This window comes from Alteriqipengyuania flavescens, assembly GCF_030406725.1.
Classification (GTDB): Bacteria; Pseudomonadota; Alphaproteobacteria; order Sphingomonadales; family Sphingomonadaceae; genus Alteriqipengyuania_B; species Alteriqipengyuania_B flavescens.
On record NZ_CP129107.1, the window covers coordinates 410,989 to 437,607 of the forward strand.

The following is a 26,619-nucleotide window of genomic DNA, read 5'->3' on the forward strand; positions in this document are numbered from 1 at the left end:
TCACCGCAGCTTCAACGTCGAAAGGCCGACCAGCGCCAGCACGATGGCGACGATCCAGAACCGGATCACGACCTTGCTCTCGCTCCAGCCCAGCTGTTCGAAATGGTGGTGGATCGGCGCCATGCGGAACACGCGCTTGCCGGTGCGCTTGAACCAGAAGACCTGGATGATGACGGACAGCGCCTCGAACACGAACAGGCCGCCGACGATGGCGAGCACGATCTCGTGGTGGCTGGCGACCGCGATGGCACCCAGCGCCCCGCCCAGGGCCAGCGATCCGGTGTCCCCCATGAAGACAGCGGCGGGCGGTGCGTTGAACCACAGGAAAGCGAGCCCGGCCCCCATGATCGCAGCGCAGAAGATCGCCAGCTCGCCCGCCATCGGCACGTGCGGAATGCCGAGATATTCGGAATAGTCGACGCGCCCGGCAAGGTAGCAGATGATCGCGAAGGTGCCTGCCGCGATGATGACCGGCATGGTGGCCAGCCCGTCCAGCCCGTCGGTCAGGTTTACCGCATTGCCCGCCCCCACGATCACTATGGCGGCGAAGACGTAATAGAACGGGCCCAGCGGGATTGCGCGGTCGGACACGAAGGGCACGTAAAGCCAGGTGTGGATTTCGCTGACGATTAGCCACGCGGCCACGCCGGCGACGGCGAACTCGGCCAGCAGGCGCACCTTGCCCGACACGCCCCGGTGGCTGTTCTTCGATACCTTGTCGTAATCGTCGAGGAACCCGATGATGCCGAAGCCGATCGTGACCGCGAGGCAGGCCCAGACGAAGGGGTTCGACAGGTCCATCCAGATCAGCATGGACAGGACCACGCTGACCAGGATCATCAGCCCGCCCATCGTGGGGGTGCCGCGCTTGGCGAGATGGCTTTGCGGCCCGTCCTCGCGGATCGGCTGGCCCTTGCCCTGGCGCACGCGGAGCATGTCGATGAATTTCGGCCCGATGATCAGCCCGATGACGAGCGCGGTCATCAGCGTCGCCCCAGCCCGGAAGGTCTGGTAGCGGACGAGGTTCAGGAGCCCCTCGAAATCCAGCAGCTGGGCGAGCCAGTAAAGCATTCAGTCTTCCGCAGCGGCGAAATGGTCCACGAGCCGGGCGAGCCCGACGGCATTCGATCCCTTCACCAGCACCGCATCGCCGCCGACCAGCCCGTGGTCTTCCAGCGCCGCGATGGCAGCTTCGGGGGTATCGCAATGGGTGAAGGTCAGCCCGCCCGCAAGCGTTGCCGCATTCGGTTTCCCCAGTTCGCGCGCAAGGGCGGTCATCCCCTCGCCCACCAGGATCGCGTGATCGACCTTGGCCTCCACGATCGGTTCGGCAAGCTGGGCGTGGAATTTCGCACTGAAATCGCCGAGTTCGCCCATCTGGCCGAGCACCGCGATGCGGCGGTGGGCGGGCGTGTTGCCCAGCTGCGCGAGCGTGGCGCGCATCGAGGCGGGGTTGGCGTTGTAGCTTTCGTCGATCAGCAGCGCGCTGCCGCCCGGCGCCTTGATCCGGTGGCGCGCGCCGCGCCCTTTCAGTCCGCCCATTTCGGCGAGCGCCAGCCCGGCCGTGCCGAGATCGCCGCCGGCGGCCTGCACCGCCGCCATCACGGCGAGCGAATTGCCGATCCAGTGTTCGCCCGGCTCCGCCACGGTATAGCAGACGCGCGTTGCACCGAGCATCGCGGTGACGAGGGAGCCGCCGCTGCCGACGGGGATCGCGTCGAGCAGCCGCGCGTCGGCATCCGCCGCGGTGCCGAAGGACACGGTCTTCAGGCCGAGCTTTTCGGCCGCCGCCTTCAGCTGCGCGTGATGGGCGTTGTCGGCGGGGATGATCGCGGTGCCGCCTGGCTCGACCCCGGCGAAGATTTCCGCCTTGGCGTCGGCAACCGCCTCCATGCTGCCGAGATTTTCGATGTGCGCGGGCGCGACGGTGGTGACGACCGCGACGTTCGGGCGCACCTGGCGGGTGAGCGCGTCGATCTCGCCCGCGTGGTTCATGCCCATCTCGTACACGGCGAAGCGGCTGCGCGCCGGGGTGCGGGCAAGGCTGAGCGGCACGCCGACGTGGTTGTTGTAGCTCTTGACGCTGCGATGAGCGCGGCCCCGGCTGGAACGGTCGAGCGCGGCGAACAGGGCTTCCTTCACGCCGGTCTTGCCGACCGAGCCGGTCACGCCGATCGCCACCATGTTTGCACGCGCGCGCGCCGCCGCGCCCAGCGCCTGCAACGCGGCGAACGTGTCTTCCACCAGAACGTGCGGATAATCGACCGGGCGATCCACCAGCGCGGCGGCGGCACCGTTCTCGAATGCCTTTTCGATGAAGCGATGACCGTCGGTGCTTTCGCCTTGCAGCGCCACGAACAGGTCGCCTTCCATCACGTCGCGGCTGTCGATCTCGACGCCGGAGCACTGGAATTCGGCGCTCGGCACGCCGCCGGTCGCTTCGGCGATCGCGGCGGAAGTCCACAGGGCGAGCGGCAGGCTGTCGGCGGCGCGGACGGGCCACTGGAGCAAGGCGGGGTGGGCACTCATCACTGGCTCTCCTGCACGGCGGCGCATTCGCGCGCCACCTCCACATCCTCGAATGGCAACACGCGCATGGCTTCTCCCGAGCCCACGATCTGGCCCGTTTCGTGGCCCTTGCCGGCGATGAGGACGATGTCCTGCGGCCCGGCTTCGGCGAGCGCGGCGGCAATGGCCTCGCGCCGGCCGGCGATCTCGCGCGCGTCCGGTGCGTCGGCCAGGATCGCGGCGCGGATGGCGGCGGGGTCCTCGCCGCGCGGATTGTCGTCGGTCACGATGACCACGTCGGCGTTTTCGCAAGCGACCTTGCCCATCGGGCCGCGTTTGCCTTCGTCCCGGTCGCCGCCGGCGCCGAACACCACGATCAACCGGCCCGACGTATGCGGCCGCAGCGCGGCGATGGCGGCTTCCAGCGCGTCGGGCGTGTGGGCGTAATCGACATAGGCAGGCGCGCCGGCCTGCGTGATCGCCGCCCGTTCCAGCCGGCCGCGCACGGGCTGCAGCCGCGCGGTGGCATCGAAGACCTGCGCCGCATCGCTTCCCGTGGCGAGCGCCAGTCCGGCCGCCGTCAGTGCATTGGCCACCTGGTACGCCCCGATCAGCGGCAGGCGGAAGCTGCGCTCGGTCCCGCCATGGCGAATGGTGAGTTCCTGCCCGAGCTGGGTCGCCTCGCGCCGCAGCAGGGCGATATCCTCGCCCTTCTCGCCCACCGAGAACACGGTGAGGCCGCGGCGGCCCGCGCGCTCGATCACTTCGCCCGATTTGGGATCGTCCGCCCAGACGACGATGCTGCCGCCGCCGGACACCACCTCGTCGACCAGCCGCATCTTGGCTTCGAAATATTCGCCCATCGTGCCATGGTAATCGAGGTGGTCGCGGCTGAAATTGGTGAAGGCGCCTGCCGCCACCGGCAGGCCTTCGTTGCGATACTGGCTGAGCCCGTGGCTCGACGCCTCGTAGGCAACGTGGCTCACGCCTTCGCGCGCGAGCCCTGTCATGTTGGACAGGAACGTGACGATGTCGGGCGTGGTGAGGCCGGTGGAGGTGCTGCCTTCGGGGGTGGTCACGCCCAGCGTGCCGATGCTGGCCGCGCGCTCGCCGCACATGCGCCAGATCTGCCGCGTCATCTCGACCGTGGAGGTCTTGCCGTTGGTGCCGGTCACCGCGACCACCTGCTGCGGCACGGGGGTGAAGAACTGCGCGGCGGCGCGGGCAAAGGCGCGGCGCGGGGTATCGTCGGCAATGTGGAGCGCGCCTTCCACCCTTGCCTCGGGCCGGGCGACCACGGCCACGGCACCGGACCGGACCGCGGCGGCGATGAAATCCTCGCCATTGACGCTCGCGCCCTGGAAGGCGCCGAACACGGTGCCGGGGGCAACCTTGCGGTGGTCGATGGCGAAGCCGGTCACGTCTGCGTCCGCCGCACCGGAACCATCGAGGCCGGCACGTTCGAGGATCTTCGCCAGCCGCATCAGTCGTTCGCCTTGATCAGCGGGCGCAGGTCGGACAGGTCGATATCGCGGCTCTCGTCGGGCAGCACGCCCAGCATCGGGCCGATGCGCGGCACCAGCCGGCCGACGACCGGCGCGGCGTTCCACGCGGCGGTCCGCTGGAAGGAACTGGCGAGCGTGCCCTTGGGCTCGTCCATCATGGCCACGATCACGTAACGCGGGCGGTCCATCGGGAAGGCGGCGGCAAAGGTGGAAACCAGCGTGGTCCGGCGATAGCCGCCCGCACCTGGCTTTTCGGCAGAGCCGGTCTTGCCGCCGACGCGAAAACCGGGCGCGTCGGCGTTCTTGCCAGTGCCGTAAAGCGCGATCATCCGCAGCAGCTGGTTCATCCGGGCGCTGGTGCTGGCCTTGAACACGCGGCGGCCCTTGGGGGCATAGCCGGGCTCGATCTTCTTCAGCGTTGCGGGGCGCCAGATGCCGCCGTTGACCATCGCGGCATAGGCGCTGGCGAGGTGCAGCGGGGTCACCGCAATCCCGTGGCCGTAGCTGACCGTCATGTTGCGCAGTCGCGGCCATTCGCCGCTGGGCCAGATCGGCGCCCCGCGCGCGGGCAGTTCGATGAAGGGGCGCTCCGACATGCCGAGTTCGACCATCGTGCGCTTCATCACGATCGGCCCAACCTCGTCCGCGATGCGCGCGGTCACGGTATTGGACGAATGGATCAGCGTTTCCGGCACGTTGAGGCTGTCACCCAGCGGGTGGCTGTCCTTGATGGCGAAGCCGCCGATCTTGACCGGCGCGGCGGGATAGCGGCGCGACATGTTCGTGACCACGCCGTTGTCGATGGCAACCGCCACGGCCAGCGGCTTGAAGGTGGAGCCGAGTTCGTAAACCTGGTTGGTCACCCGGTTGAACATCAGGTCCTGCCCTGCGGCATCGATCTTGTTCGGGTTGAATTCGGGCAGGGAGGCGAGCGCAAGCACTTCGCCCGAATCCACGTCCAGCACGATGCCGGCTGCGCCCTTCGCGTCCACCGCCAGCATGCCGCGGCGCAATTCGTCTTCCAGCGCGCCCTGCACCCGGCTGTCGATGGAGAGCATGGCGGGCTGGCTGCGCAGCGCCGGGTCGACAAGGTGTTCGTCCAGCGCGGCTTCCATGCCGACACGGCCATGACCGTCCGCCGCGACATAGCCCAGGACGTGCGCCGCCATGGACCCTTGCGGGTAATAGCGGTCCGTTTCGCGCGGGGTCTCCAGCGCGATTTCGCCGATGGCGTGAATGCGGTTGGCTTCTTCCGGCAGCACGCGGCGCCGCAGGTACCCGGCGCGGCCCGAAGCGAGGAATTCGGTGGTTTCCGCCAGGTCCATGTCGGGGAAGATGGCGACCAGTTCCCGCGCAACGTCTTGTGCGCCGCGCACCAGCGGATCGCCCCCGTCATCCATCGCCGCCGGGTTGAACCACAGCGCGTGGGCGGGGAATGCGCGGGCCAGCGGCACGCCGTTGCGGTCGACGATGTCGCCCCGCGGCGGCAGCAGCGCTTCGGCCATGGAGCGCGCCTCGATGCCCGGATGGGCGATGCCGAAATAGGCGATGCGAAGCAGCGCGGCGAAAGCCACCAGGCAGAAGGCGCCGATCAGGAACAGGACCCGCATCCGTGCCACCAGCAGCGAACGTTCGCGCTGGCCGAGCGAAGTCAGGTTGCGCGGGCGACCGGTGGAGCGTGCGGAAATGCCGGCCGTGCCGACCGGCGCGTAGAACGTCATGGCAGGGTCGCCTTCAATGCTACGCGGCCGCTACCCGAAGCGGATACGTTCCGGCCGAAGTCCACGCGAATGGCGTTGTTCTGGATCTTCGCCGGGAGGTCGGCCTGCTGCGGCTCTCCGACCGGGGAGACCATTTTCGGAAATTCAGGGACCTTCGCATCCGCTTCGCTTTGCGCGACGCGGATCGGGTGCGGCGCACCTTCCGCGCGCGGCACGCCGAATTCGGCCAGCGCCTGCTCCCCGTCCAGGAACTGGTCGGCCGCCGGCGGCTCATAACCGAAATCGACCGCGTTCCATGCGGCAAGCTGGGACTGGTTGGCGCGGGTCTGGAATTCCATTTCCAGCGCCAGCTTCTGGTTCTGCAGCCGCACGATTTCGCGTTCGGCCATGCGCACGTCGCTCTTCACGCTGTTCACCTGCACCCACAGGACCACGAACAACGCGGTACAGCCAAATAGCAGGCTGGCCCATCCGATCTGGCGAAGACGGTTCAGTGTCATGCGACCTCCAAGCGGGCAGGTGCGGCGGTGCGGATGGCGGAGCGCAGCGTGGCCGAGCGGGCGCGGGGGTTGCGCGCTTCCTCGGCTGCGGAGGGGCGAACGGCCTTGGCGGGCTTGCCAAAGGTGGGGGCGGCAGCCTCGGGCTCGCCCGGCAGATGGCGCGACACGACGCGGCCCGCACCCGATGCCTCGCGCAGGAAGCGCTTCACGATGCGGTCTTCCAGGCTGTGGAAGCTGACCACGGCGAGCCTCCCGCCTTCGCGCAGCAGCGTTTCGGCCGCGGCAAGCCCTTCGCGCAATTCGTCCAGCTCGCCGTTCACGTGGATGCGCACGGCCTGGAAGCTGCGGGTGGCCGGGTCCTTCTTGTCGTGCGGGCGGTGGCCCAGCGCCTTGCGCACCACGCGGGCGAGGTCGCCGGTGGTCTCCAGCGGGCGCGCCGCCACGATGGCGCGGGCGACGCGGCGGGACTGGCGCTCCTCGCCATATTCGTAAAGCACGTCGGCAATCGCGGCTTCGTCTGCCGTGTTGAGGAAGTCGGCCGCGCTCTCGCCGCTCTGGCTCATGCGCATGTCGAGCGGGCCGTCGTGCGAAAAGGCGAAACCGCGCTCCGCCTGGTCGATCTGCATCGACGACAGGCCGATATCCATGACCACGCCGTCCACTTGCCCCACGCCCGCCTCGGCAAGGCTGGCGACCATTTCGGAGAAACGGCGGGGGTGGAGCGTCAGGCGCTCTTCCGCATCGGCCAATGTGCGGGCGGCGGCGATCGCATCGGGATCGCGGTCGAACCCGTGGACCTGCGCGCCGCGCGCCAGAATGGCGCGGCTGTATCCGCCGGCCCCGAACGTCGCGTCGACGATCACGTCGCCTTCGCGCGGGTCCAGCGCCTCGATCACCTCGTCCAGCAGGACAGGGATGTGCGGGGCATCCTGAGTTGTGGTTCCGGGCGCCGTCATTTCGCCGCCTTCGCCTGCGCTTCGGCCATGGTGGTTTCGCAATAGGCCTGCGCGCTTTCCCAGCCCGCGCCCATCTTGGCGAGCAGGTCCGGGTTCCACATGTGGATGAAATCGCCCGCGCCGTGGAAATAGACCCCGCCCTCGATCCCGCCGAGCTTCGACAGGTGGTCGGGCAGGATGAAGCGGCCGCTGGCGTCGAAGGGGATTTCGGTGAAGGCGAACAGCTGCATGCGGCGCAATTCGGGGTCGTAATCGCGGCCCAGTCGCAGGGCGCGCTCTTCCTCGCGGTCGATCTGGTCGGCGAAGCTCTTGATGCGCGACAGGCCGAAGCCGATCAGGCAGTCCCAGCGTTCGTGCTTCCCGACGCACAGGATGCGCCCGTCGGATTCGGCTGCCACTTGCTTGCGCAGGGATACGGGCAGCACGAACCGGCTCTTTTCGCCGCGCAGCGAAAAGCCCTGTCCGTTGAAATCCGTGCCTGCTCCCGTCGCCACCTGGCCCCGTTCCTCGCCCTTCGAACGCCGCTCCCCTGCGGCCTGGCGACACGGCTTTCCCGCCCCCGAAAGCGGCCAGCCGCATCCGGGCTCCCGAGCCGGTGGGCTGCGGGCGCGAGACAACAATCGTGTCGATGGAAAGACCGTTTACCTTTCACACTGGCGGGAGGGAAGGGAAAATTACGGGAATTCAGGGGAATGATTGGTAAACCTATGTTTAACCTATGCATTTTTCGCACAGACTTGCGAGCCGTAGCGCGCAAACGGTCTCCGCTCGCGAATCTTCAAGACTGTATTTGCTGGATTTTTGTAAGGAACCGCCACGGCGACCCGCGCCGTCCCGCAAATTCCCCGGCCTATTGCGAGTCGGCGGCGAAGGCGCGGCCGAGCAGCACCGCAAGCGCGGTGCGCACTCCGGCGAATTCGCCCATGCCGGGATCGAGCATGGCCGCATCGGCGAGGATCACGACCCGCCCTTCCCCGACGGTGCATTCGGCCACCACGGCTTCGGCGGAAAGCGTGCAGTCGGCCGGCGCACCGCCGGCGGGATCGCGCAGGGCGAAGGTGCCGTAGAGCGCAACCGGTAGCATGGTGCCGTCCAGCATCTTGCCATCGGCGCTCTCCTGCGCCTCGTCCATCGTCATGGTCAGGCCCCAGCGCGCGAGGATGGGCGAGAGCAGCGCGACATCCTGCGGCCGGCGGCGGTCGCCGATGCCGTAGTGGCTCTCCCCTGTCATCATCGGGTCGGCGAACAGCAGCAGCCGCCCGCCGCCGCGCACCCAATCGTCGAGCGCGACATTCTCCGCCCCGCCCAGCCCGCGCGGCTGGGCCATCAGCAGGTAATCGAGCCCGGCGAGCTCCTCGTCCAGCGTGTCGAGCGCGACATAGGTATATTCGGCATCCAGTGCGCCGCGCAGCCAGTGGCTCTCGGTCTCACCGCGGATCACCGCACCCAAATCGCTCGCCTCGCCCCAAGCGAGCGGCAAGGTGGTAAAGACGCCCAGCGCAGGCCGCTCGGCAGGAGCTTGGTCCTGCGCAAGGGCGGGGGTGGAAAGGGCGGCGAGCAACAGCGCCGCAACGTGGCGCAGCATCACCGGGCGCCGGTCCCGGGAGCAGGGCTTGCCCGCGCTTCCATCGGGTTCCGGACGGGACCGCCAGTTGCCGCGGTCGCTTCGGAGCTCGGCGTCGGCGTCGGCGCGACTTCGGGCACCACGCCTGTATCGGCGAGCGGATCCTGCGGGGCCTCGCTCGCCGCAGGTGCGGCCACGGTCGCGACCGTATCGGGCACGGCGGCGGCATCGCTTTCGCGCGCGCGGTCCATGATGATGTTGGCAAGGCTGACCAGCAGCAGCATCGCGCCCAGCCCGATCGCGCCGACCTGCAGTCGGTAGACCGACTCCGGTCGCAAGCGGGGCTGCCGGGCGGGCGCGTCCATCACGGGTTCGCTGCTGTCCATCCCCTGCCCCATAATCCGCGCCGCCTTAATCGTCGCTGTCAGCGTTAGCGCCAGACTTCAGCCAGTCAAAGACCGGCAGGTCCTTCTCCGCCAGCCATTCGGGATTGTAGAGGCTGGAGAGATAGCGGAAGCCGGTATCGCACAGGATGGTCGCGACTTGCGGGTTGGCGAGGCCGTCCGCCTTCAATTGCTTGCCGAGTTCGATGGCGCCCGCCACGTTGATGCCGCTCGACAGGCCGAGGCACAGGCCTTCTTCCTGCAGCAGGCGGCCCACCCAGACGAGGCCTTCCTCGTCCGAGATGCGGAACTGCGTGTCGATCGGCGCGCCTTCGAGATTGGCGGTGATCCGGCCCTGCCCGATACCCTCCGCCGCCGAAGAGCCTTCGGACTTCAATTCGCCTTCCGCGTAATAGGAATAGAGCGCCGCGCCATGCGGGTCGGTCAGCGCGATGCGTATCTTCTCGCTCTTCGCCTTGAGGCCCATGCCCACGCCGGCGATCGTCCCGCCGGTGCCCGCGGCACAGGTGAAGCCGTCCACCTTGCCGCCCATCTGCTCCCAGATTTCGGGCGCGGTCGTTTCGATATGGGCGCGGCGGTTGGCGATATTGTCGAACTGGTTGGCCCAGATCGCGCCCGGCGTTTCTTCCGCGAGCCGGCGCGATGTGTGGACGAAATGCCCCGGGTTGGCGAACTTCGTGGGCGGGACCAGCACCAGTCGCGCGCCGAGGGCCCGCAGCGTGTCCATCTTCTCCCGGCTCTGGTTATCCGGCATCACGATCACGGTCTTGTAGCCGAGCGCGTTGGCGACCAGCGCGATGCCGATGCCGGTGTTGCCCGCCGTACCTTCGATCACCGTGCCGCCCGGCTTCAGTTCGCCGCTGCTTTCCGCATCGCGGATGATGCCCAGCGCCGCCCGGTCCTTTACCGAGGCGCCGGGGTTGGCGAATTCGCATTTGCCGTAGATGTCGCAGCCCGCCGCCTCGCTGGGCCCGGCCAGCCGCACGAGCGGGGTGTTGCCGATAAGGTCGAGCGTATTGGGGAGAGTGTTGGAGAGCGAGGCAGGCGGTTTCATCGGTAACCAGCTAGGCGCTCCGCCCCATGCCCGCAACGAAGATCAATCTTCCGGCGCGATAGTTACTTTCAATCCGTCGAGGTCGTCGGTGAAGGGGATCTGGCACGACAGGCGGCTGTTGTCCGCGCGGTGGTCGCTCGATTCCAGCAGGTCGTCCTCGTCCTCGCTCATGGCAGGCAGCCTGTCCATAAAGGCCGGGTCGACATGCACATGGCACGTGGCGCAGGAACAGCACCCGCCGCACAGGGCCAGCAGCTCGTCGATGCCGTTGTCGCGGATCGTTTCCATCACGGTGAGGCCGTTGCCGGCGTCGATTTCCGACGTTTCGCCTTCGCGGGTGGTGACGATCAGTTTGGGCATCGGGCGTGCTTCCTTCATTCGGCCCCCGCTGTATGCGGGCTGTGTCGCGGCTGCTAGGCGAAGGGCGAAGGCTTGGCAAGAATCGCGCAAGTCCATGCAGGAGGGGCGCCTACGTGGGCCTGACCAGGGAACAGATCGTCGGCGGGCTCGATGCCATTGCATCGCGCGAACCGGCGATGGCGAAGGCGATCGAAGCGGTCGGCTATCCCGAACCGCGCATCCGCGAGCGCGGATACATGACCATGCTGCGCACCATCGTGGGCCAGCAGGTCAGCGTGGCGGCGGCATCCTCCATGTGGAACAAGCTGGAGGCGGAACTGGGCGAAGGCTTCACCCCGGCCAGCCTGCTTAAGCGCGATTTCGACACGCTGCGGGCCTGCGGCCTGTCGCGCCAGAAACAGTCCTATGCCCGGTCGCTGTGCGAGTTGGTGGAGGCCGGCGCCGTCGATTTCGAAGACCTGCCGGCGGACGACGAGGCCGCCATCGCCGAACTCACCCGCATCAAGGGGATCGGGCGCTGGTCGGCGGAAATCTACCTCCTTTTTGCCGAGGGGCGCCCTGACATCTTCCCCGCCGGCGACCTTGCCGTGCAGGAAGGCATGGCGCGCATCCTGTCGCTGGACGCGCGGCCATCGGAGAAAGAGGCGCGAGCGCTTGCCGAAAGCTGGTCGCCCCACCGCGGCGCCGCGGCGATTTTCACCTGGCACTATTATTCGAACTTCACGCTGTAATCGACGAACCACTTCAAACCGGCCCTCCCTTCGTGTATCACCAAGGCAATACACGGACGGGAGAGAGACGATGCAACGACCAGCCAAGCCTTTACTTTTCGCCGCCTGCGCCAGCCTCGCCATTGCGGGCGTCGCAGCGCCTGCCGCGGCAAAACATCACGGAGAAACCATGACCGCCACATCCACCACCACCCAGGCGGCACCGATGATTCCGCGCGACAGCCTGTTCGGCAACCCGACGCGCGCCGGCGGGCAGATCAGCCCGGACGGCAAGTGGGTCAGCTGGCTCGCGCCCAATAACGGCGTACTCAACGTGTGGGTCGCCCCGGCTGACGATCCCGACGCGGCGCGGCTGATCACCTCGGCCGACGACCGCCCGATCCGCAGCTATTTCTGGGCGCCCGACAGCAAGAGCGTGCTGTACATCCAGGACAAGGGCGGGGACGAGAATTTCCTGCTTTACGGCATCGATGTCGAAAGCGGGACCGAGACCACCCTCACCCCGTTCGAGAATACGCGAGTCCAGATGATCGGCGGCTCCACGCGCATCAAGGACAAGGTCCTCGTCGGCCTCAACAACCGCGATCCGCGCCTGCACGATGTCTACATGCTCAACCTCAACACAGGCGAGCTCGACCTGGTGCTGGAAAACGCGGGCTATGCCGGGTTCATGGCGGACGACAATCTCGACCTAAGGTTCGCCATTCGCCAGAACGCCGCGGGCGGGATGGACATGTTCAAGATCGTGGACGGCGTGGTCGAGGATACGCCGAGCGACAGCACCACGATGGAAGATTCGCTGTCCACCGGCGCCGCCGGCTTCACCAATGACGGCAAGATCATCTACTGGCTCGACAGCCGCGGCCGCAACACCGCCGCGCTGATCGCCGAAAACGTGGAAACGGGCGAGAAGACCATCGTCGCCGAAAGCGACAAGGCGGACATCGGCGGCATCCTGACCGACCGCAAGACCGGCTATGTCGAGGCCTATTCGGTCAATTATCTCAAGAACGAATGGACCGCGACCGACCCGGAAATCAAGGCCTCGCTCGACTGGCTGGGCACCCAGCTGGACGGTGAATACGGCGTACAGAGCCGGACCGAGGACGACCGGACCTGGCTCGTCTGGAACGACCCGGTGACCGCTCCAGCCAGCACCTATGTCTACGACCGCGATGCGAACACGCTGACGAAGTTCTACACCTCGCGCCCCGAACTTGCCGGCGCGCCGCTGCAACCGATGCACGCGCTGGAAATTCCCAGCCGCGACGGGATGACGCTGGTCAGCTACCTCACCCTGCCGCCCGGTTCGGATCCCGATGGCGACGGCGTGCCGGACGAAGCCGTGCCGATGGTCATGCTGGTCCACGGCGGCCCGTGGGCACGCGATGCTTACGGCTACAACTCCTACCACCAGTGGCTCGCCAACCGGGGCTACGCGGTGCTCAGCGTCAACTTCCGCGGCTCCACCGGGCTTGGCAAGGACTTCGTCAACGCCGCCAACCTCGAATGGTCGGGCGCGATGCATGACGACCTGATCGATGCTAAGAACTGGGCGGTGGAACGCGGCGTCGCCAGGGAAGACGGCGTGGCGATCATGGGCGGATCCTACGGCGGCTATGCCACGCTGGTCGGCCTTACGTATACGCCCGACGAATTCGCCTGCGGGGTCGACATCGTCGGCCCGTCGAACCTCGAGACGCTGCTGGAAACCATCCCGCCCTATTGGGAGCCGATGGTGAAGCAGTTCCACACCCGCATGGGCGACCCGAACACGCCCGAAGGTCTGCAACTGCTGAAAGACGCGAGCCCGCTCTACAAGGCGGACCGGATCACCAAGCCGCTGATCATCGGCCAGGGCGCCAACGATCCGCGCGTGAAGCAGGCCGAAAGCGACCAGATTGTTTCCGCGATGCAGGAATCGGGCATTCCGGTGACCTACGTCCTATTCCCCGACGAAGGGCACGGGTTTGCAAAGCCGACCAACAACATCGCTTTCAACGCGGTGACCGAGAATTTCCTCGCCACCTGCCTCGGCGGGCGTGCGGAACCGATCGGCGACACGGTGGCAGGTTCCACCGCGCAGATCGTGACCGGTGCGGAATATGTGAAAGGCCTCTCGGCAGAGTAAGGCTTGTCGGCCTTGTAGGATATTTCCTACAGACACGGGGCTGCGCGTAAGGGATAGCTCCCTCGCGCAGCCCTATCTGTTTGTAAGGAGCCTTCGGTGACCACCCGCAAATCGATCTTCATCACCGGCGGCGGCTCCGGCATCGGCCGCGCCATCGCCCTCAAGTTCGGCAGCGAAGGCTGGTTCGTCGGGCTCGGCGATATCGACGAAGCCGGGATGGCGGAAACCCAGGGCCTGCTGAACAACGGCTTCAACTACGCCCACACATTCGATGTCCGCGACCGCGCGGCCTGGGACCATGCGCTGAAAAGCTTCGAGATGGCCGCCGGCGGGCGGATCGACGTGGTCGCCAACAACGCGGGCATCCCGCTTGGCGGATCGCTGTCGGAGAATTCGCAGGAAGAGATCGACCGCTGCCTCGACATCAACCTGCGCGGCGCGATCTACGGCGCGCAGGCAAGCCAGCCGTTCCTCGAAAAGACCGCACCGGGCAGTTGCCTGCTCACCACCAGCAGCGCGGCGGGGCTCTATGGTTCGCCGGGCGCGAGCGTCTATTCGGCGACCAAGTTCGGCGTGCGGGCGCTGACGGAATCCCTCGACAGCGAATGGGCGGAAAGCGGCATCAAGGCGCGCACCATCATGCCCAGTTTCATCGAGACCCCGCTGCTCGATCACAATCCCAATGCGCGCGAGAACAATTCCATCCGCCAGCGGGTCAGGGATGCCGGGCTGGAGATCACGCCGGTCGGGGACGTGGCCGAAGCCGCCTGGGCCGCCGTCCATGGCGACCGCATCCACACTACGGTGGGCAAGACGGCGAAGAAGCTCGCCTTCGCGCTACGCTGGTTCCCCGGAGCGGTGCGCAAGCAGATGCACGGGCGGCAGGGCGCGCTGGGGCGTTAAAGCAGCGCGTCGATCGCCTTTGCCATTTTCACGTCTCGCTCGCTCAGCCCGCCCGCGTCGTGGGTGGTCAGCGTGATCTCGACTGTGTTGTAGACATTGAACCATTCCGGATGGTGGTCGTGACTGTCAGCGAGCAGCGCGACGCGGCTCATGAAGCCCCACGCCTCGCTGAAATCGCCGAATTCCAGCTTGCGTTCTATGGCCTTTCCTTCGCGGGAAAGCGACCATTCGGACAGGTCCGCCAGTGCAGATTGGCGTTCAGCTTCGATCAGTTCGGCTACCGCCATCGGTTCGCTCTCCTCATACCCGGCGTGCTTGTGAGCAGCCCCGCTTTCCCCTAACCCGCGCGGCCATGCAAGGGGCCACTCTCACCGCGCGCAATCTCGCCTGCCGCAAGGGCGACCGCTTGCTGTTTCGCGGGGTCGACGTGGCCCTGTCGCCGGGCGAGGCGCTGCATGTGACCGGTCCCAACGGCAGCGGCAAGACCAGCCTGATCCGTATCCTCGCCGGCCTCGCCCGCCCGTTCGAAGGCACCTGCGAGGCGGACGGAGCGGTCGGGCTGATCGACGAGCGGCTGGCGCTCGACGAAAACCGTCCGCTCGGCAAGGCGCTCGGTTTCTGGCAGCGGCTGGATGGTTGCGGCGATCCATCGGGCGCTTTTGCGGTCCTTGGTCTTGCTCCGCTGCTTGATGTTCCCGTACGCTTTCTCTCGACCGGCCAGCGAAAGCGCGCCGCCTTTGCCGCCCTGCTCAATCGCGGCGTCCCGATCTGGCTGCTGGACGAGCCGCTCAACGGACTGGACGACGAAGCGCGGGCGAGGGTCGAGAGCCTGGTCGCCTTGCATTGCGGCCGTGGCGGCATTTGCGTGGTCGCGTCGCACCAGCCGCTGAGCCTGCCCGGCGCGAAGTCCCTCGCCATCGCGGATTTCGCCCCGTGATCGCCGCGCTGCTCAGACGCGACCTTGCGCGGCTGGTGCCGGGTACGGTGATGCCCGTGCTGTTCTTCCTCGCCGTGGCGATGCTCTACCCCTTCGCCATCGGTGCGCGGCCCACATTGCTTGCGCAATCCGGCGGTGCGATCGTCTGGATCGCCGCCCTGCTCGCCGCCCTGCTGCCGCTCGACCGGCTGGTCGGGCCCGATCTCGACGCGGGCTTCTTCGACCAGTGGCGCTTGCGGGGGCTGAGCGAGGAAAGCGTCCTTGCGACTCGCATCCTTGCCCACTGGCTCTCTTTTGGCCCTGCCCTGCTGGTCGCTGCTTTGCCCGCTTCGGCCCTTCTCGGAGTGCCAGCCGAGACCCTGCCGCGCCTGATTCTGAGCCTGCTTGCCGGCACACCCGGTCTAGCCGCGCTGGGCGTTGCCATCGCCGCCATCACCGCGGGCCTGCGCGGCGGGACTGCGCTTGCCGGATTGCTGCTGATACCGCTTGCGGTGCCGGTGCTGATTTTCGGCGCGGGGTCGCTGGCGAACGATGATCCGGCGACGCTCGCCTACACGGCGGCTGCCAGCCTCGTCCTAGTCGCCCTGTCGCCGTTTGCCGGCGCGGCGGCTATCCGCGCCGCCCGCTGAAACCCTCGCGTCAATAGGGCGGTCGGTCCTTGCCGGTCGGGCTTTTCGTGAAAATCTCGTTGCCGGTCTCGGTGATGGCGATCGAGTGTTCGAACTGGGCCGAAAGCGACTTGTCGCGGGTCACGGCGGTCCAGCCGTCCTTGAGGATCTTCGCCCACGGCTTGCCGAGGTTGATCATCGGCTCGATCGTGAAGAACATGCCCGGCTTCAGTTCGGGTCCGGTGCCGGCCTTTGCCGCATGGACCACTTCGGGCGCATCGTGGAACAGTCGGCCGAGGCCGTGCCCGCAAAATTCGCGCACCACGCCATAGCGGTGGTTCTGCGCATGTTCGAGGATCGCCGCACCGATATCGCCCAGCCGCGCGCCGGGCTGCGCAACCTCGATACCCTTCATCAGGCATTCGTAGGTCACGTCGACCAGCTTTTTCGCCTTTAGCGGCGGTTCGCCGGCGAAATACATCCGGCTGGTATCGCCATGCCAGCCGTCCAGCAGCGGGGTGACATCGATATTGAGGATGTCGCCGTCGCGCAGCACCTTGCCCGACGGGATTCCGTGGCAGATCACGTGGTTGATCGAGATGCAGCTGGAATGTGTGTAGCCACGATAGCCCAGCGTCGCCGGCACCGCGCCGCCATCCAGCATCATCTCGCGGATGCGCGTGTCGAGCTCTTCCGTCGAGACGCCCGGCACCACGTGTTCGGCAATCGCATCGAGGATTTCGGCGGCCAGCCGGCCTGCCTTGCGCATGCCTTCGAAGCCTGCCTCGTCATGCAGCTTGATCGTGCCGTCGCGCAGGACGGTCTGGGTGCTATCGACTGTCTGGTACAAATTCATGTGCCAACATGTAGCGATCCGGGCGGCAAATTGCGAGTGCGCTAGTGCCGGACGCTGAAATCCCGGCGATAGGCAGGCTTGACTGCCGCGATGACGGCCCTGTCGATGTCGAGATCGACCTCGTAAGCCCCTTCGGCGTAGCTGCCCGCCACGTAGGGCGCGGCGTACAGCGTGATCCGGTCGAAGGTCTTTCCGTTCGAGGAGCCGACCAACACGGCAAGCTCGTCCATCGTCGGGCAATCGGAAAAGGGATCGTCCGAAGGAAGCTCGATCCCGCGGCGGCCGAAGCGTTTCTGGTCGAGCGCCTTGCAATACCGCGCGGCCACCGCCTCGCCGAGCGCTTCGGGAGAGCGGAAGAGGTCGATCCCGTCCACGGCCTCGCCCCGGCGCTTGTCCCACACCAGCGATTCCATGCCATAATCGCCGTGCGCCCCGCCGCGATAGGTCGAGACGTCGGCGGACAGGCTGAGATAGGACGGCAGGTTGGCGACGACCTTCCATTCCTTGCCGAAGCTGCGGTTCCGGCACGACACGGCATCCTTGGGGCAATCGTCGATCATGTCGCGCCACTCGGCCTTCTCCTCGGCCGCGATACGATCCCGCTCATCGCCCAGCCGCCGTGCGAGTGCGGGGATGGCGGAGACGGCGGCAGGCCAGGAATATTCCATGGTGAATTCGCCGCCCTGCAGCTTTTCAGAGATCGAAGTGGCGCTCGCGGTCGCAGCGGGCGCTGGCCCGGGCGAATCGGGATCCGCACTCGACGACGCGATGGCCGATGCGGTCGTCTGCACCGAGGTCTCTGCCGCGCCGTCCTTCCCCGTCGCCTGCCCATCCGGTTGCTGGCAGGCCGTGAGCATCATCGCTGAAGGCAGCGCAGCCAACAGGGGGAACAGGATACGGCGCATTGGATTTCTTCTCCTAAAGGGCGTTAGGGGAAACTATGACAGACAAGATCGATTTCATCCAGCCAGATCGCGACCAGGACGCGGTTGCCATCCATCTCGTCAACGAAACGAGCTTCAGCGACTGGAAAAAGGGCCTGAGCGGCGGCCAGCGTGCCGCCCTCGATGCGCAGAAATTCACCGGCGGGGGTTACGAAACCGCCATCGTGCCGGACGGCGACGGCTGGTTCGCCGTCGGCGGCGTCGCCGACCCGCAATCCTTGTCGAGCTGGTGCCTCGCCCGGCTGGCAGAAGTCCTTCCCGCCGGTACCTATCGCCTGAATACCGGCGATGCCGGGCCCGCACTGCACGGCTGGCAAACCGCGCAATACCGCTTCGACCGCTATACGAAAGACGACAAGGCGCAGGGCCCGCGCGTCCTGCTGACCAAGCAGGTCAAGGCGATCGACGGCGCCAAGGCGGAAGCGCAGGCAGTGTGCACAGTGCGCGACCTCGTCAACACGCCGGCCGAGGACATGGGTCCCGCCGCGCTGGAAGAGCATGCGGAAAAGCTCGCCAAGCGCTTCGGGGCGAAGCTGAACGTCGTGCGCGGCGACGCGCTGGAACAGGGCTTCCCGATGGTCCACGCGGTCGGCCGCGCCGCCAGCCGCCATCACGCACCGCGCCTCATCGAATTCGAATGGGGCAAGAAGGGCAATCCGCGCCTCGCCATCGTCGGCAAGGGGGTCTGCTTCGATTCCGGCGGTCTCGACGTCAAATCCGCAGCCGGTATGAAGCTGATGAAGAAGGACATGGGCGGCGCGGCGCACGCGCTCGCACTGGCCGAACTAATCATGCAGGCCGAACTGTCCGTGCGGCTGCACTGCATCGTGCCGGCGGTGGAGAACGCGATCTCCTCCAACGCCTTCCGCCCCGGCGACGTCCTCGAAAGTCGCAAGGGCCTGACGGTTGAAATCGGCAACACCGATGCAGAAGGCCGCCTGATCCTGGGCGACGCGCTGACGCTGGCGAGCGAACACGACCCCGACCTTATCATCGATTTTGCGACCCTGACGGGCGCGGCGCGCGTAGCCCTCGGCCCCGATTTGCCTGCGCTGATGGCGCGGCGCGACGCGACGGCAGACGCGCTGGTCGCGGCGGGCAAGGCGCATGACGACGAGCCGTGGCGCCTGCCCCTGCCCGATGCCTATCGCGAATATCTGAAGTCCGATATCGCGGACACCAACAACGCACATACGAACCCCTATGCCGGTGCGAGCGTCGCGGGCCTGTTCCTCGACAAGTTCGTCGGTGACGGGATCGACTGGGCGCATTTCGACACCTTCGCGTGGCGGCCGTTTGCCAAGCCCGGCCGGCCCAAGGGCGGCGAGGCGCTTGGCCTTCGCGCTGCCTACCACATGCTCCGTGGACGCTACGCCGCGTGAACTTGTGCGTAACGCCTCGCCTGTATAAGCGGCGGAAACGCTGGGTTTGCAGCGCAAGGACCAAGGGGCAGGAAGACAGTTGAGCGAAGACGCCGGAATCGATCCGCTGGGGCCGTTCATCCTCGGCGGCAAGGTCGAAAAGCCCGACCCTGCGCGCGTTCCGCTGCGCGGCGACCTGGCGCATATCGGCCTCGCCGGGCGCTATTTCGTGCCCCATTACGCCGAGGCCGAACCGCACTTTATCGCAGAAGGCGGAGCGGACTTGCTCGCAGACTGCGACAGCGCGTCGGACAAGCGCACCCATCTCGAGTCGGGCAGCCCGTTCGAAGTGCTCGACGTGGCGCGCGGCTATGCCTGGGGCTGCGTCTCCCTCGACGGTCCGGTCGGCTATGTCGCGCTCGACCGGATCGAGCCGGCGGGCTGATGCAGGTTTTCATCGACGGGGCAGCCGGCACCACCGGCCTCGAGATCGCCGAGCGGCTGCAGGGGCGCAGCGAATTTTCCCTGATCGTGCTCGACGATGCCCGGCGCAAGGATGCCGCCGCTCGGCGCGAGGCGCTGAACGAGTGCGATGTCGCGATCCTCTGCCTGCCCGATGACGCGGCGCGCGAAGCGATCGCCGTGATCGACAACGACTCGACGCGCGTAATCGACGCCTCCAGCGCCCACCGCGTGGCCGATGGCTGGACCTACGGCTTTCCCGAACTGGTCGGGCGCGAGGCCGTGGCCGGCGCCCGCTTCGTCAGCAATCCAGGCTGCTACCCGACCGGCTTCCTCGGCCTCGTCGCGCCGCTGGTCCGCGCCGGCCTCCTGCCTGCGGACTGGCCCTTCACGATAAACGCCGTCAGCGGCTATTCCGGCGGCGGCAAGGCGCTGATCGAACGGTACGAAGGGCGCGGCGCCCCTGCATTCCGCGCCTATGGATACGATCTTGCGCACAAGCACTTGCCGGAAATGAAGGTCCATGCGGGCCTCGCCCATCCGGTGATCTTCGCCCCCGCGGTCGTGCCGGCCTATCGCGGGATGATCGTCGAGGTGCCGCTGCATCTCGCCGCGATGGCGGGCGATCCGACCGCAGACAACCTGCGGGAGGCGTTGGCTGCGTTCTACGCCGGTTCCCGCATCGTCACCGTCCATCGGCAAGAACCGGTTGGCGAACTGTTGCTGGACGTCGACGCCGCTCCACACGACGGGATGGAACTGTTCGTGTTCGGCAATGCGGGCGGATGGCACGCGCGGCTCGTTGCGCGGCTCGATAACCTCGGCAAGGGGGCGAGCGGCGCCGCGGTGCAGAACCTGAACCTGATGGCAGGGCTGGAAGAAACGGCCGGGCTGCGGCTCTGACCTGCCCAAAAACGCGGCAGCGCCCCGCGCAAGAATCGGGCAGTCTTTGCCGCCATTCCCCGCGATCTGGCCACGCCCATCCGTAAAACGACTGCCCGCTTTCTGGCACGAATCTTGATACCATGCGCACGCGACGGGACCGAATCACCGCTTCGCTGCGTTGGTCGGTCAGGGTCGGAAAATCAGGGACACACGAGAGGGGCCACGGCCGGCGATGAAAAAGATCGAAGCCATCATCAAGCCATTCAAACTGGACGAGGTGAAGGAGGCGCTCCACGAAGTCGGCGTGTCCGGCATCACCGTGACGGAGGCCAAGGGCTTCGGCCGGCAGAAGGGCCACACCGAGCTTTACCGCGGGGCGGAATACGTCGTCGACTTCCTGCCCAAGGTGAAGCTCGACGTGATCGTGGGCGACGACATCGCCGAACGCTGTGTCGAAGCGATCGCATCGGCTGCCCAGACCGGCCGCATCGGCGACGGCAAGATTTTCGTCACCAACATCGAGAGCGCGCTGCGCATCCGCACCGGAGAGCGCGACGACGACGCGATCTGACGCACCAAAGTTCAATACCGGAAACAGGGGCGCGGCGGACCAGCCGCTGGCCCGAACGAACACCAAAGCAGGAGCATTTGCATGTCCAAGGTTAGCGACGTTCTGAAGGAAATGAAGGACAACGAGGTCGAATGGGTCGACCTGCGTTTCACCGATCCCCGCGGCAAGTGGCAGCACCTGACCATGACGGCGGGCGCAATGAACGAAGACACGCTGGAAGACGGTCTGATGTTCGACGGTTCTTCCATCGCCGGCTGGAAAGCCATCAACGAAAGCGACATGATCCTGAAGCCGGACCTGGAGCGCACCTATCTCGATCCGTTCAGCGCAACGCCGATGATGGTCCTGTTCTGCGACGTGCTGGAACCCTCCACCGGCGATCTCTACGCGCGCGACCCGCGTTCCACCGCGAAGCGTGCCGAAGCGTTCCTGAAGTCGACCGGCATCGGCGACACGATCTACGTCGGTCCGGAAGCCGAATTCTTCATGTTCGACGACGTCCGCTTCGAAGACGGTTATGCCGGCAGCGGCTACCAGATCGACGATGTCGAACTGCCGACCAATTCGGGCGCAGAACTGCCCGGCGGCAACATGGCCCACCGCCCGCGCGCCAAGGGCGGCTACTTCCCCGTCGCGCCGGTCGACAGCGCGATGGACATCCGCGGCGAAATGGTCGCCACGATGCTCGAAATGGGTCTCGACTGCGACAAGCACCACCACGAGGTTGCCGCCGCCCAGCACGAGCTTGGCCTGACCTTCTCCACGCTGGTGAAGACTGCCGACGAGATGCAGATCTACAAGTACGTGGTGCACCAGGTCGCCCACGCTTACGGCAAGACGGCGACTTTCATGCCCAAGCCGATCAAGGACGACAACGGCAGCGGGATGCACACCCACATGTCGATCTGGGACGACGGCAAGCCGTTGTTCGCGGGCAACGAATATGCCGGCCTTTCGGAAACCTGCCTCTATTACATCGGCGGCGTCATCAAGCACGCCAAGGCGCTGAACGCCTTCACCAACCCGACCACGAACAGCTACAAGCGGCTGGTGCCGGGCTTCGAGGCGCCGGTGCTGCTCGCCTATTCGGCGCGCAACCGTTCGGCAGCGTGCCGCATCCCCTACGGTGCGGGCGAGAAGGCGAAGCGCGTGGAATTCCGCTTCCCCGATGCGATGGCCAATCCGTACCTGTGCTATTCGGCGCTGCTGATGGCCGGTCTCGACGGGATCCGGAACAAGATCCATCCTGGCGAGGCGATGGACAAGAACCTCTACGACCTGCCGCCGGCCGAATTGGCCGACGTGCCCACCGTCGCAGGTTCGTTGCGCGAGGCGCTCGAAGCGCTGGAAGCCGATCACCAGTTCCTGCTGGAAGGGGATGTCTTCAGCCAAGACCAGATCCTCGCCTATGCCGAATTGCTGTGGGAAGACGTCAGCCGCTGGGAAACCACGCCGACGGCCGCAGAATTCGACATGTATTACAGCGCTTAAACTACGCTCTGGACACAATAAGGGCGCCCGGTTTCACACCGGGCGCCCCAATTTTTGGACGGGAAAACCGTTGCTCAGCGCTGTTTGAGCATCCCCCGACGACCGGCAGCGATGAAGGTCCCGACGAGTATGAGCAGGGCCGCAACCGCAAGGACCATCAGCGGCTCGAAGCTGTCCAGCCATCCGACCTGTACAAGGGCGCCCCACACGAACAGGATGGGCAGCAAGAGGCCGAGCGCATACGCCGACCCTTCCCAGCTGATTGCGCGATACAATTCGTCGTATTGGTCCCATTGAAGCTTCGAGATCACGAAAGCCGCTACCAAGGCGATCACGATCAGACTCACAGCGACAATGGGCGCTACAGGCCCCGCCGGCGCGGCCAGCGAGAGGGCTACCATCGCGATACCGCTGATGATGAAAGCAGCGCAACTGCCGAACAGGACGGAGCGCATTTCGCGCCATTCCTCGACATCTTCGGCATTCAGCACCTTTGCTCCAGCTGCAGGGGCAAGCGTTCCGACCAGCACCATGCCCCCGGTTAGAAGGTAGATCAGTCCGACCCCACCCAGCGCCACGGCGCCGTCGGTTAGCTCGTAGCGGTCTTCGAGTTGCAGGAACCCGTACATCGCCAGAAAGCCGGCAAACGCGCCAAGTGCTCCCGCCAGAAGCGTTTTTCCGGTCTTATTCTTCGGTTTGGTGTCACTCATCATCACTCGGCTCCCAATCGTCGATGAACAGCGTCGGCACCGGGAGAGCGAACAATTTCGCCATGCGCAGGGCCAGCGGCAGCGAGGGATCGTACTTGTCGGTTTCGACCGCGTTGATCGTCTGGCGCGACACGCCGAGGCGCCGGGCAAGTTCGCCCTGGCTCCAGCCCGCCTGCTCCCGATAATCGCGCACGGTGTTCCGCAAATCCGAATCTCCCGATGTAAAGATCTCTTTACTGTAAAGAACTCTTGTCAGTCAAGAGCTCTTTACATAGCGAAGACGGTTTGCGCCATTCGACAGGGAGAAGCCCGACAGATCAGGAAGCTTCGGGAAGCGGTGCGCCGGTAAGCACGGCAGTCGGCGCCGGACGGCCAACGCGGCGGGCTGCGCGGGCCAGCGCGGGGGGATAGACCGTTCCCAAGAGACGCTCGAAAGTGCGGTCCCAACTGAAGTTGGCGAGCACGTGGTCACGCGCGGCCTGCCCCATTGCTTCGATCTCGCCGCGCCATATTTCCTGAACGAAGCCCGCCATGGCGTCGATATCGTCGACCGGACCGAGCCGGCCAAGCTGCGGGGTGACCCGTGCCGGCATGGCACCCGAATGCACGCCCACCACAGGCAACCCGCAGCTCTGCGCTTCGATGATCGAAATGCCGAAAGTCTCGTCCGCCATGGCCGACACGTAGATGTCCGACGATGCCAGCGCGCGGGCGAGCTGCGCCCTGTCACCGATGAAGCCGGTAAAGGCGATCGGCAAGCCTTCCGCGCGGGCAACCTCCTCCAGCGGCTCGCGCAGCTTTCCGTCGCCCAGCATGACGAGACCCGCGCCCATGTCACGCGGCAGGCGGCGCATCAATTCGACCAAGCGATCGGCCTTCTTCTCGTTGTCGATACGCCCGGCATAGGCGAGCAGTGGGCCAGGGCCGGACAAGCCAAGCTCGCTCCGGAAAGCCGGGTCGCGGGCCTCGGGAGAGAACAGGTTCGTGTCGACGCCCAGGTTGAGCATGTCGACCCTGTCGACCTTCATTTCCGCCAAGGCCGGCAAATTGTCCCGGCCGAGCGTGTAGATACGGTCGAATTCGCGGTAGGTGATCTCGCCGTAGCAAATGCTCATAAAGCGCATGAATTTCCCGAACCACTTGCCGCCGACATCGGTGGCGACGCGGTGAACGTGCGCTTCGGGAAAATCCGTCCGGTATCCGGCCACCAGCGCGGTGCCGGGAAAGGCGCGACGATGGCGGATCGCGGTCCACGGGAGGATCCACGGGCAGAGCGATTCGATGACGTCCGGCTGGTAGTGCGCCAGCACCTCGCGCACTTTCGAAGTGCGCAGGATGAAGCGGTAATTGGGGCTGCCGCGCACCGGGTCGGAGCCGATTTCGCACCAGATATGATTGCCGCGCTCGACGATGCGATCTTCCGGGCCGGGAACGATCTGCAGGTGGCGATGCGGCGTCTTGGCGGCGAGATATTCGCGCTTCTCGCGCAAGTAGGTGCTGATGCCCCCGCCGCCGTGCGCGGAGTAGCTTTGCGTCAGGTCGCAGATCAGCAGTGGCTTAGCCGAGCCGGGCATCGCGGTTCCAGTCTTCAGGTTTGCAGACCCTGACAGCTACGGCCCGGACTGCGTATAGGTTTCAAATGCAATCGTCGCCGACGCGGTGCTCATATGGAGTTTAACCGTCGATGAGCAAGTCCGGCAATCAGGCCGCTCCTGTCCGACCCGCTTGAAACCGTTTTCCTACACGAGAAAGACACGATAGCTGACCCGGCCCCAATCCGACGACGAGGGCATACGATGCATCATTCCCTGATTTTCGAAACCGTCCGCGCAATCGCCGGGCGCGGCCTCGATGCCGAAGAAAGCAGGCGATTGAGCGAGGCGCTGGACGAAGCGTTCGGGTCTTGCCCCGCTCTTACGATTACCGGCGAACGCAGGGTTTCCCCGCGGGGTATTGCGTTGATCCAGCGATTCGAAGGCTGCGCGAAACGGCGGGCGGATGGCAGCTACGCCGCCTATCCAGACCCAGGCACGGGGGGCGCGCCATGGACTATCGGCTGGGGCGCGACCGGGCCCGACATCGGCCCGCGAACCGTATGGACCCGCGCGCAATGCGATGCGCGGCTGGAAGAGGACGTCGCCCGCCACGCGCAGGATGTCGATACTGCCATCGGCGATGCCGCGACCACGCAGGCCCAGTTCGACGCGCTGGTATCCTTCCATTTCAACACAGGTGCGATCCGCCGGGCCACGCTGACCAAGCGTCATCGGGCAGGTCGCCACGACGACGCTGTCCGGGAATTTGCCCGCTGGAACCGGGCGGGCGGAAGGGTGCTGAAAGGCCTCGTGCGCAGGCGCGCTGCCGAAGCGGCGCTTTATCAAGGCTGAGAGGCCGGCAGGAACACTCCCAAGCCGACAAGCGTTGATCGACAAAGGAGTTGTGACATGAGAAATCTGGCACTTGCATGCGCTTGCGCGGCCCTCGCCATTTCCGGCGGTGCCTACGCCCAGGGTAAGGGCAACGGTAATGGTAACGGCAACGGCAAGGGACCAACCGCTGCCCAGTCTGCGAAGAATAACAACGGCAACGGCAACCGCGGTGGAGGTGCCGTGCAGCAGCGCGGCGGACCCGACAAGGCCGTGCGCGGCAAAGGCAACGGAAATCGCGGCAATGCGAATGCCGGAAACAGCAACCGTGGCAATGACTATGCTCGCGGAAACGGGAACAAGGGCAACCGGGGCAACGGGGACGATCGCATCCGGGTCAGGAATAACGGCAACGGCAACGGAAATCGCGCCGTCGCGGTCGATCGTGGGCCGGACCGCCGCGGTAACGACGGCATCATCGGCACGGTCGGCGAAGTCTTCGGAATCCGCGATACGCGGCGCACCAGCCTGCTCGACGGGTGCCCCCCGGGTCTCGCCAAGAAGCGCAACGGCTGCACCCCTCCTGGTCTCGCGAAGCAGCGCGACTACGATCCCGACTTCTTCGGCTATCGCGGCCTGAATGACAGGCGCTACTACTACGACGACGGCTATCTGGTGCGGCTTGGCCGCGATGGCGGCATCGGTTCGTACTTGCCGTTGCTGGGCGGAGCCCTGTCGATCGGCAATGTCTGGCCGAGCAGCTATCAGCGTACCGCCGTACCCTCCTATTACGAGGATTACTGGTCTCTCGGCGGCCGCGACAGCTATCGCTATTCCGACAATGTCCTTTACCGCGTCGATCCGGAAACGGCAGCGATCACCTCGATCGCGGCGCTGCTGACCGGAGACGACTTCCGCATCGGCCAGCCGATGCCGCGCGGGTACGACGTCTACAACGTGCCGCCGCCTTATCGCGACCGCTACTACGACACTCCGCAGGCGAATTACCGTTACTCGGATGGCTATATCTACCAGGTCGATCCGGAAACGCGCCTCATCGCATCCGCCATCGAAATGATCCTCTGAGGAGG

29 protein-coding genes are annotated in these 26,619 nt (G+C 66.1%); 12 read left to right on the forward strand and 17 right to left on the reverse strand.

Annotation, left to right across the window (positions count from 1 at the left end):
- The 11 genes from mraY to QQW98_RS02255 all read right to left on the reverse strand — a co-directional run bounded on the left by mraY (window position 1) and on the right by QQW98_RS02255 (window position 10,572).
- Window positions 1–1,071, reverse strand: coding sequence for a phospho-N-acetylmuramoyl-pentapeptide-transferase (mraY, locus tag QQW98_RS02205; protein WP_290135927.1), 1,071 nt, complete (start codon window positions 1,069–1,071; stop codon window positions 1–3).
- On the reverse strand, window positions 1,072–2,529 hold the full coding sequence (locus tag QQW98_RS02210; protein ID WP_290135928.1) for a UDP-N-acetylmuramoyl-tripeptide--D-alanyl-D-alanine ligase: 1,458 nt from the start codon (window positions 2,527–2,529) through the stop codon (window positions 1,072–1,074).
- On the reverse strand, window positions 2,529–3,992 hold the full coding sequence (locus tag QQW98_RS02215; RefSeq protein WP_290135929.1) for a UDP-N-acetylmuramoyl-L-alanyl-D-glutamate--2,6-diaminopimelate ligase: 1,464 nt from the start codon (window positions 3,990–3,992) through the stop codon (window positions 2,529–2,531). Before QQW98_RS02215 ends, QQW98_RS02210 begins: the two co-directional genes overlap by 1 nt.
- Window positions 3,992–5,734 (reverse strand): peptidoglycan D,D-transpeptidase FtsI family protein, encoded by a 1,743-nt coding sequence (locus QQW98_RS02220; protein ID WP_290135930.1) that lies wholly within the window; start codon window positions 5,732–5,734, stop codon window positions 3,992–3,994. Before QQW98_RS02220 ends, QQW98_RS02215 begins: the two co-directional genes overlap by 1 nt.
- Window positions 5,731–6,234 carry a hypothetical protein gene (locus tag QQW98_RS02225; protein ID WP_290135931.1) on the reverse strand — a complete coding sequence of 168 codons (504 nt, stop codon included), beginning with the start codon at window positions 6,232–6,234 and terminating at the stop codon, window positions 5,731–5,733. Before QQW98_RS02225 ends, QQW98_RS02220 begins: the two co-directional genes overlap by 4 nt.
- A complete protein-coding gene (rsmH, locus tag QQW98_RS02230) occupies window positions 6,231–7,190 on the reverse strand; it encodes a 16S rRNA (cytosine(1402)-N(4))-methyltransferase RsmH (protein WP_290135932.1) in 960 nt (319 codons plus the stop codon). Before rsmH ends, QQW98_RS02225 begins: the two co-directional genes overlap by 4 nt.
- On the reverse strand, window positions 7,187–7,684 hold the full coding sequence (locus tag QQW98_RS02235; RefSeq protein ID WP_290135933.1) for a division/cell wall cluster transcriptional repressor MraZ: 498 nt from the start codon (window positions 7,682–7,684) through the stop codon (window positions 7,187–7,189). Before QQW98_RS02235 ends, rsmH begins: the two co-directional genes overlap by 4 nt.
- Before the next feature lie 356 nt (window positions 7,685–8,040).
- Window positions 8,041–8,775, reverse strand: a complete 735-nt coding sequence (locus QQW98_RS02240) for a motility-associated ABC transporter substrate-binding family protein (protein ID WP_290135934.1) — start codon at window positions 8,773–8,775, stop codon at window positions 8,041–8,043.
- Window positions 8,775–9,140 carry a hypothetical protein gene (locus tag QQW98_RS02245; protein ID WP_290135935.1) on the reverse strand — a complete coding sequence of 122 codons (366 nt, stop codon included), beginning with the start codon at window positions 9,138–9,140 and terminating at the stop codon, window positions 8,775–8,777. Before QQW98_RS02245 ends, QQW98_RS02240 begins: the two co-directional genes overlap by 1 nt.
- A 25-nt stretch (window positions 9,141–9,165) precedes the next feature.
- Complete coding sequence (locus tag QQW98_RS02250) at window positions 9,166–10,212, reverse strand: cysteine synthase A (RefSeq protein WP_290135936.1); 1,047 nt, start codon at window positions 10,210–10,212, stop codon at window positions 9,166–9,168.
- Between the two features lie 42 nt (window positions 10,213–10,254).
- A complete protein-coding gene (locus tag QQW98_RS02255) occupies window positions 10,255–10,572 on the reverse strand; it encodes a 2Fe-2S iron-sulfur cluster-binding protein (protein WP_290135937.1) in 318 nt (105 codons plus the stop codon).
- A 113-nt stretch (window positions 10,573–10,685) separates the two neighbouring features.
- Between QQW98_RS02255 and QQW98_RS02260 the strand changes: the two genes are divergently transcribed.
- From QQW98_RS02260 to QQW98_RS02270, 3 genes are all read left to right on the forward strand, one after another.
- Window positions 10,686–11,303 (forward strand): DNA-3-methyladenine glycosylase family protein, encoded by a 618-nt coding sequence (locus QQW98_RS02260; protein WP_290135938.1) that lies wholly within the window; start codon window positions 10,686–10,688, stop codon window positions 11,301–11,303.
- A gap of 169 nt (window positions 11,304–11,472) precedes the next feature.
- Complete coding sequence (locus tag QQW98_RS02265; RefSeq protein ID WP_290135939.1) at window positions 11,473–13,434, forward strand: S9 family peptidase; 1,962 nt, start codon at window positions 11,473–11,475, stop codon at window positions 13,432–13,434.
- A gap of 96 nt (window positions 13,435–13,530) precedes the next feature.
- Window positions 13,531–14,337 carry an SDR family oxidoreductase gene (locus tag QQW98_RS02270; protein ID WP_290135940.1) on the forward strand — a complete coding sequence of 269 codons (807 nt, stop codon included), beginning with the start codon at window positions 13,531–13,533 and terminating at the stop codon, window positions 14,335–14,337.
- Here QQW98_RS02270 and QQW98_RS02275 read toward each other — a convergent pair.
- Window positions 14,334–14,624, reverse strand: coding sequence for a 4a-hydroxytetrahydrobiopterin dehydratase (locus QQW98_RS02275; RefSeq protein WP_290135941.1), 291 nt, complete (start codon window positions 14,622–14,624; stop codon window positions 14,334–14,336). The two genes, QQW98_RS02270 and QQW98_RS02275, sit on opposite strands and share 4 nt — an antisense overlap.
- A 65-nt stretch (window positions 14,625–14,689) precedes the next feature.
- Here QQW98_RS02275 and ccmA point away from each other — a divergent pair, with 65 nt between their 5' ends.
- The gene (ccmA, locus tag QQW98_RS02280; RefSeq protein WP_290135942.1) at window positions 14,690–15,274 is read left to right on the forward strand and encodes a heme ABC exporter ATP-binding protein CcmA; all 585 of its coding nucleotides are present in this window, start codon (window positions 14,690–14,692) and stop codon (window positions 15,272–15,274) included.
- Window positions 15,271–15,903: a heme exporter protein CcmB gene (locus tag QQW98_RS02285; RefSeq protein ID WP_290135943.1), complete on the forward strand. Its 633-nt coding sequence runs from the start codon at window positions 15,271–15,273 to the stop codon at window positions 15,901–15,903. Before ccmA ends, QQW98_RS02285 begins: the two co-directional genes overlap by 4 nt.
- A 10-nt stretch (window positions 15,904–15,913) precedes the next feature.
- Here QQW98_RS02285 and map read toward each other — a convergent pair whose 3' ends face one another.
- Complete coding sequence (gene map, locus QQW98_RS02290) at window positions 15,914–16,738, reverse strand: type I methionyl aminopeptidase (RefSeq protein ID WP_290135944.1); 825 nt, start codon at window positions 16,736–16,738, stop codon at window positions 15,914–15,916.
- 41 nt (window positions 16,739–16,779) lie between these two features.
- On the reverse strand, window positions 16,780–17,643 hold the full coding sequence (locus QQW98_RS02295; RefSeq protein ID WP_290135945.1) for a polysaccharide deacetylase family protein: 864 nt from the start codon (window positions 17,641–17,643) through the stop codon (window positions 16,780–16,782).
- Window positions 17,644–17,678: 35 nt separating this feature from the next.
- Here QQW98_RS02295 and QQW98_RS02300 point away from each other — a divergent pair, with 35 nt between their 5' ends.
- The 5 genes from QQW98_RS02300 (at window position 17,679) to glnA (ending at window position 22,452) form a co-directional block, all read left to right on the forward strand.
- Window positions 17,679–19,064, forward strand: a complete 1,386-nt coding sequence (locus QQW98_RS02300) for a leucyl aminopeptidase family protein (RefSeq protein WP_290135946.1) — start codon at window positions 17,679–17,681, stop codon at window positions 19,062–19,064.
- Between the two features lie 79 nt (window positions 19,065–19,143).
- A complete protein-coding gene (locus QQW98_RS02305) occupies window positions 19,144–19,488 on the forward strand; it encodes a hypothetical protein (RefSeq protein ID WP_290135947.1) in 345 nt (114 codons plus the stop codon).
- Entirely contained in the window at window positions 19,488–20,408 is a 921-nt protein-coding gene (gene argC, locus QQW98_RS02310) for an N-acetyl-gamma-glutamyl-phosphate reductase (RefSeq protein WP_290135948.1), read from the forward strand. The genes QQW98_RS02305 and argC overlap by 1 nt, the downstream gene beginning before the upstream one ends.
- Window positions 20,409–20,622: 214 nt before the next feature.
- Window positions 20,623–20,961: a P-II family nitrogen regulator gene (locus tag QQW98_RS02315; protein WP_290135949.1), complete on the forward strand. Its 339-nt coding sequence runs from the start codon at window positions 20,623–20,625 to the stop codon at window positions 20,959–20,961.
- An 81-nt stretch (window positions 20,962–21,042) separates the two neighbouring features.
- Window positions 21,043–22,452: a type I glutamate--ammonia ligase gene (gene glnA, locus QQW98_RS02320; RefSeq protein ID WP_290135950.1), complete on the forward strand. Its 1,410-nt coding sequence runs from the start codon at window positions 21,043–21,045 to the stop codon at window positions 22,450–22,452.
- A gap of 74 nt (window positions 22,453–22,526) precedes the next feature.
- Here glnA and QQW98_RS02325 read toward each other — a convergent pair whose 3' ends face one another.
- From QQW98_RS02325 to QQW98_RS02335, 3 genes are all read right to left on the reverse strand, one after another.
- Window positions 22,527–23,162 (reverse strand): hypothetical protein, encoded by a 636-nt coding sequence (locus QQW98_RS02325; RefSeq protein WP_290137074.1) that lies wholly within the window; start codon window positions 23,160–23,162, stop codon window positions 22,527–22,529.
- Entirely contained in the window at window positions 23,155–23,355 is a 201-nt protein-coding gene (locus QQW98_RS02330) for a helix-turn-helix transcriptional regulator (RefSeq protein ID WP_404800850.1), read from the reverse strand. The genes QQW98_RS02325 and QQW98_RS02330 overlap by 8 nt, the downstream gene beginning before the upstream one ends.
- Before the next feature lie 124 nt (window positions 23,356–23,479).
- Window positions 23,480–24,736 carry a glycosyltransferase gene (locus QQW98_RS02335; RefSeq protein ID WP_290135953.1) on the reverse strand — a complete coding sequence of 419 codons (1,257 nt, stop codon included), beginning with the start codon at window positions 24,734–24,736 and terminating at the stop codon, window positions 23,480–23,482.
- Between the two features lie 222 nt (window positions 24,737–24,958).
- On the opposite strand from QQW98_RS02335, the gene QQW98_RS02340 reads away from it, so the two are divergent.
- Window positions 24,959–25,549 carry a lysozyme gene (locus QQW98_RS02340; RefSeq protein ID WP_290135954.1) on the forward strand — a complete coding sequence of 197 codons (591 nt, stop codon included), beginning with the start codon at window positions 24,959–24,961 and terminating at the stop codon, window positions 25,547–25,549.
- 57 nt (window positions 25,550–25,606) lie between these two features.
- Window positions 25,607–26,614, forward strand: coding sequence for a hypothetical protein (locus QQW98_RS02345; protein WP_290135955.1), 1,008 nt, complete (start codon window positions 25,607–25,609; stop codon window positions 26,612–26,614).
- Window positions 26,615–26,619 lie beyond the last annotated feature (5 nt).